Genomic DNA, 5,828 nt, shown 5'->3' on the forward strand with positions numbered 1-5,828 from the left:
TTTGCCCCACTGAAAACGAGATGTTAGTAGGTAGCGCAGAAGAGCCTTTAGATGGGCATAGAGATTAGCTCCGGGAGAAATAAACTAGAGAAAAACTTTTAGAATTTATTTTAGAATAAAGTTGTGAGTTTGGAAAAAGTTTGTATCTTTGCAGTCCGGTAAAACGGGAGCGCAGGAGTAGATTTGACAGGATGTGGATAGAGGGATTAAGGTCATCAAAAAACTTTAAAATTTTCTCAAAAAACATTTGGTCATATTAAAATAAATTTTTACTTTTGCACACGCAAATCAGCAAAGCGAAAACGACAGAAAGTAGCAGCTGAGGAGCGAGAGAGATGAAGATCATTGACATACAATATAACAACCAAGTAAGGAAAAACTAAAGCGTTAAAAAAAAACTTTGAGTGAGTCAGACAAACATACAATGGAGAGTTTGATCCTGGCTCAGGATGAACGCTAGCGGGAGGCCTAACACATGCAAGCCGAGCGGTATTTATTCTTCGGAATAGAGAGAGCGGCGTACGGGTGCGGAACACGTGTGCAACCTGCCTTTATCAGGGGGATAGCCTTTCGAAAGGAAGATTAATACCCCATAATATTTAAGATGGCATCATTTTAAATTGAAAACTACGGTGGATAAAGATGGGCACGCGCAAGATTAGATAGTTGGTGAGGTAACGGCTCACCAAGTCAGTGATCTTTAGGGGGCCTGAGAGGGTGATCCCCCACACTGGTACTGAGACACGGACCAGACTCCTACGGGAGGCAGCAGTGAGGAATATTGGACAATGGGTGAGAGCCTGATCCAGCCATCCCGCGTGAAGGACGACGGCCCTATGGGTTGTAAACTTCTTTTGTATAGGGATAAACCTAGATACGTGTATCTAGCTGAAGGTACTATACGAATAAGCACCGGCTAACTCCGTGCCAGCAGCCGCGGTAATACGGAGGGTGCAAGCGTTATCCGGATTTATTGGGTTTAAAGGGTCCGTAGGCGGATCAGTAAGTCAGTGGTGAAATCTCATAGCTCAACTATGAAACTGCCATTGATACTGCTGGTCTTGAGTAAGGTAGAAGTAGCTGGAATAAGTAGTGTAGCGGTGAAATGCATAGATATTACTTAGAACACCAATTGCGAAGGCAGGTTACTATGTCTTAACTGACGCTGATGGACGAAAGCGTGGGGAGCGAACAGGATTAGATACCCTGGTAGTCCACGCTGTAAACGATGCTAACTCGTTTTTGGGTTTTCGGATTCAGAGACTAAGCGAAAGTGATAAGTTAGCCACCTGGGGAGTACGAACGCAAGTTTGAAACTCAAAGGAATTGACGGGGGCCCGCACAAGCGGTGGATTATGTGGTTTAATTCGATGATACGCGAGGAACCTTACCAAGGCTTAAATGGGAATTGATCGGTTTAGAAATAGACCTTCCTTCGGGCAATTTTCAAGGTGCTGCATGGTTGTCGTCAGCTCGTGCCGTGAGGTGTTAGGTTAAGTCCTGCAACGAGCGCAACCCCTGTTACTAGTTGCTACCATTAAGTTGAGGACTCTAGTAAGACTGCCTACGCAAGTAGAGAGGAAGGTGGGGATGACGTCAAATCATCACGGCCCTTACGCCTTGGGCCACACACGTAATACAATGGCCGGTACAGAGGGCAGCTACACAGCGATGTGATGCAAATCTCGAAAGCCGGTCTCAGTTCGGATTGGAGTCTGCAACTCGACTCTATGAAGCTGGAATCGCTAGTAATCGCGCATCAGCCATGGCGCGGTGAATACGTTCCCGGGCCTTGTACACACCGCCCGTCAAGCCATGGAAGTCTGGGGTACCTGAAGTCGGTGACCGTAAAAGGAGCTGCCTAGGGTAAAACAGGTAACTAGGGCTAAGTCGTAACAAGGTAGCCGTACCGGAAGGTGCGGCTGGAACATCTCATTTTAGAGCGTCTTTAAGACGATAAACAAAATTACGGACATGCAAATGTCCAAGTACTTACTTAAAGTTTAAGCTTTAGTTTTTTTATTGGTTGATATATATTAAAAATACAAAACCCACTAGAAATTAGTATCAGGGAACAGAGATACGGGATACGAGTTAATGGCACCGGAGACCCCGGCACCAGAAACACGGAACTCGGAACACAAAGAGTCTCGTAGCTCAGCTGGTTAGAGCGCTACACTGATAATGTAGAGGTCGGCAGTTCGAGCCTGCCCGAGACTACTAATTACGGCGGTAAGCAGTAAGCTTGAAGCAGTAGGCATTTTGCCTAAAGCTTATAGCCTAAAGCCTACAGCACCTAGAGGGGGAATTAGCTCAGCTGGCTAGAGCGCCTGCCTTGCACGCAGGAGGTCAAGGGTTCGACTCCCTTATTCTCCACAGTTTTGGAAGACTGATTTAAAAGTTACGGATGGAGCCAAAAACAACATTTGTTCATCAGTTTGAAAGAAAGAAATTAAGATCATTGACATTAACGGTAAAGACATCACAAAGAGAAAACCGAGCACTTATAAGTGCTTGAGTAACCTAAAAATAGGAAAGAAATCGTTAAGGGCGTATGGCGGATGCCTAGGCTTTCAGAGGCGAAGAAGGACGTGGTAAGCTGCGAAAAGCTCGGGGGATTGGCACACACGAATTGATCCCGAGATGTCCGAATGGGGCAACCCAATACATTGAAGATGTATTATCCCTTAGGGGAAGCAAACCCGGAGAACTGAAACATCTAAGTACCCGGAGGAAAAGAAATCGAAGAGATTCCGTAAGTAGTGGCGAGCGAAAGCGGATTAGCCCAAAAGTCTTTATATATTTAGCAGAATGTTCTGGAAAGAACAATCGTAGAAGGTGATAATCCTGTATGCGAAAGGTATATATAGATGATAAATGAGTAGGGCGGGACACGTGAAATCCTGTCTGAATATGGGGGGACCATCCTCCAAGGCTAAATACTCCTGAAAGACCGATAGTGAACAAGTACTGTGAAGGAAAGGTGAAAAGCACTTCGAATAGAAGGGTGAAATAGAACCTGAAACCGTACGCCTACAAGCGGTCGGAGCCCACAAGTTGGGTGACGGCGTGCCTTTTGCATAATGAGCCTACGAGTTAATTTTACTAGCGAGGTTAAGGACTTCAGGTCCGGAGCCGGAGCGAAAGCGAGTCTGAATAGGGCGCTGAGTTAGTAGGATTAGACGCGAAACCTTGTGATCTACCCATGGGCAGGTTGAAGCTCTGGTAACACAGAGTGGAGGACCGAACCGGTTGACGTTGAAAAGTCTTCGGATGACCTGTGGGTAGGGGTGAAAGGCCAATCAAACTGGGAGATAGCTCGTACTCTCCGAAATGCATTTAGGTGCAGCGTCGCAAATGAGTTTATTAGAGGTAGAGCTACTGATTGGATGCGGGGGTTTCATCGCCTACCAATTCCTGACAAACTCCGAATGCTAATAAATGTTCTGCGGCAGTGAGGGCATGGGTGCTAAGGTCCATGTCCGAGAGGGAAAGAACCCAGACCAACAGCTAAGGTCCCCAAATATATGCTAAGTTGAAGCAACGCGGTTGAACTGCATTGACAGCTAGGATGTTGGCTTGGAAGCAGCCATTCATTTAAAGAGTGCGTAACAGCTCACTAGTCGAGCGGTTCGGCATGGATAATAATCGGGCATAAGCATATTACCGAAGCTATGGATTTATAATTAATTATATCTGGTAGGAGAGCATTCTGTTTGCGCCGAAGCAGTATCGTGAGGTATTGTGGAGCGGACAGAAAAGAAAATGTAGGCATAAGTAACGATAAAGGGGGCGAGAAACCCCCTCACCGAAAGACTAAGGTTTCCTCAGCCATGCTAATCAGCTGAGGGTTAGTCGGGACCTAACGCGAACCCGAAAGGGGTAGTGGATGGACAATGGGTTAATATTCCCATACTTGCTCACACTAAAAAGGGGACGGTTCGACGTAGCTATTGAAGACTGACGGAAGTGTCAAGGCCTAGCCTTCGGGCGAAGCTGTTATAGTGAAATCGGATCCAAGAAAAGCCGAAGTGAAGCAACCCGTACCAAAACCGACACAGGTGGTCGAGGAGAGAATCCTAAGGTGCTCGAGTGAGTCGTGGCTAAGGAACTAGGCAAAATAGTCTCGTAACTTCGGAAGAAGAGACGCCATCAGCAATGGTGGCCGCAGTGAAGAGGCCCAGGCGACTGTTTATCAAAAACACAGGACTCTGCTAAATCGAAAGATGCTGTATAGGGTCTGACACCTGCCCGGTGCTGGAAGGTTAAGGAAGGTGCTTAGGGTTAAACCGAAGGCATTAACTGAAGCCCCAGTAAACGGCGGCCGTAACTATAACGGTCCTAAGGTAGCGAAATTCCTTGTCGGGTAAGTTCCGACCTGCACGAATGGTGTAACGATCTGGGCACTGTCTCAGCCACGAGCTCGGTGAAATTGTAGTATCGGTGAAGATGCCGATTACCCGCAATGGGACGAAAAGACCCTGTGAACCTTTACTATAACTTCGTATTGACTTTGAGTAAGTAATGTGTAGGATAGGTGGGAGGCTTTGAAGCAGGCACGCTAGTGTTTGTGGAGCCGACGTTGAAATACCACCCTTTACTTACTTGGAGCCTAACTTCTGAATGGAAGGACATTGCGTGGTGGGTAGTTTGACTGGGGTGGTCGCCTCCAAAAGAGTAACGGAGGCTTTCAAAGGTACCCTCAGCACGCTTGGTAACCGTGCGTAGAGTGTAATGGCATAAGGGTGCTTGACTGTGAGACCAACAAGTCGATCAGGTGCGAAAGCAGGACATAGTGATCCGGTGGTTCCGTATGGAAGGGCCATCGCTCATAGGATAAAAGGTACTCCGGGGATAACAGGCTAGTCTCCCCCAAGAGCTCACATCGACGGGGAGGTTCGGCACCTCGATGTCGGCTCGTCACATCCTGGGGCTGGAGAAGGTCCCAAGGGTTGGGCTGTTCGCCCATTAAAGTGGCACGCGAGCTGGGTTCAGAACGTCGTGAGACAGTTCGGTCTCTATCTATTGCGGGCGTTAGATGTTTGAGAGGGCTTGATTCTAGTACGAGAGGACCGAATTGAACAAACCTCTGGTGTATCAGTTGTACCGCCAGGTGCACCGCTGAGTAGCTATGTTTGGAAGAGATAAGCACTGAAAGCATATAAGTGCGAAACTCGCCTCAAGATGAGACATCTTTTAAGGGTCGTGGGAGATGACCACGTTGATAGGCTACAGGTGTAAAGTTGGTAACAGCATAGCCGAGTAGTACTAATTACCCGTAGATTTATAGCCTATTAAATAGGTAATGAATAATAAGTAATGAGCAATCATGAATCATACCTAGCTCAGGTATCTTATAAGTGCGACCAAGGTTTTGTCTTTGTGAAAGTTTTTATCGATTAAAAAGCAGTATGCTTTGCGCTGTAAGCCTAAAGCTTATAGCCTACTGCCTACAGCTATATACAACCTTTAGGGTGGTTTTAGCGGTGGGGCTCACCTGTTCCCATTCCGAACACAGAAGTTAAGCCCACCAGCGCCGATGGTACTGCGAAAGCGGGAGAGTAGGTCGCCGCCAGTTTTTATTTTAAACTCCTTTATCGATAAGATAAAGGAGTTTTTTTATGTCTTTACTTTTTTACGTTCTTACGTTTCTTTATTCTAAAGAATATAATAAGATAAGAATATAAAAATGTTTCAAGAAAAAAGAATATAAGTATTATATAAAATACAAAAGTCTCATAGAGTTTTCTGTGAGACTTTTTTTATGCACATACCCCAAAGATTTATCTTTGCTAGATGCTAGATGCTAGATGCTAGATGCTAGATGC

2 tRNA genes and 3 rRNA genes are annotated in these 5,828 nt (G+C 46.1%); all 5 read left to right on the top strand.

From position 1 onward, the window contains the following. Nucleotides 1-421: 421 nt before the first annotated feature. The 5 genes from BMX24_RS20915 (at nt 422) to rrf (ending at nt 5,578) form a co-directional block, all read left to right on the top strand. Nucleotides 422-1,938: ribosomal RNA gene (locus tag BMX24_RS20915) — 16S ribosomal RNA — on the top strand. Between the two features lie 208 nt (nt 1,939-2,146). Continuing rightward, nucleotides 2,147-2,220, top strand: a tRNA-Ile gene (locus BMX24_RS20920). An 82-nt stretch (nt 2,221-2,302) separates the two neighbouring features. Continuing rightward, nucleotides 2,303-2,376: transfer RNA gene (locus BMX24_RS20925), tRNA-Ala, on the top strand. A gap of 158 nt (nt 2,377-2,534) precedes the next feature. After that, nucleotides 2,535-5,292: ribosomal RNA gene (locus BMX24_RS20930) — 23S ribosomal RNA — on the top strand. A gap of 178 nt (nt 5,293-5,470) precedes the next feature. After that, nucleotides 5,471-5,578: ribosomal RNA gene (rrf, locus tag BMX24_RS20935) — 5S ribosomal RNA — on the top strand. The 16S, 23S and 5S rRNA genes sit together here with 2 tRNA genes alongside, the layout of an rRNA operon. Nucleotides 5,579-5,828: the final 250 nt, after the last annotated feature.

It is taken from the genome of Chryseobacterium wanjuense, from assembly GCF_900111495.1.
Classification (GTDB): Bacteria; Bacteroidota; Bacteroidia; order Flavobacteriales; family Weeksellaceae; genus Chryseobacterium; species Chryseobacterium wanjuense.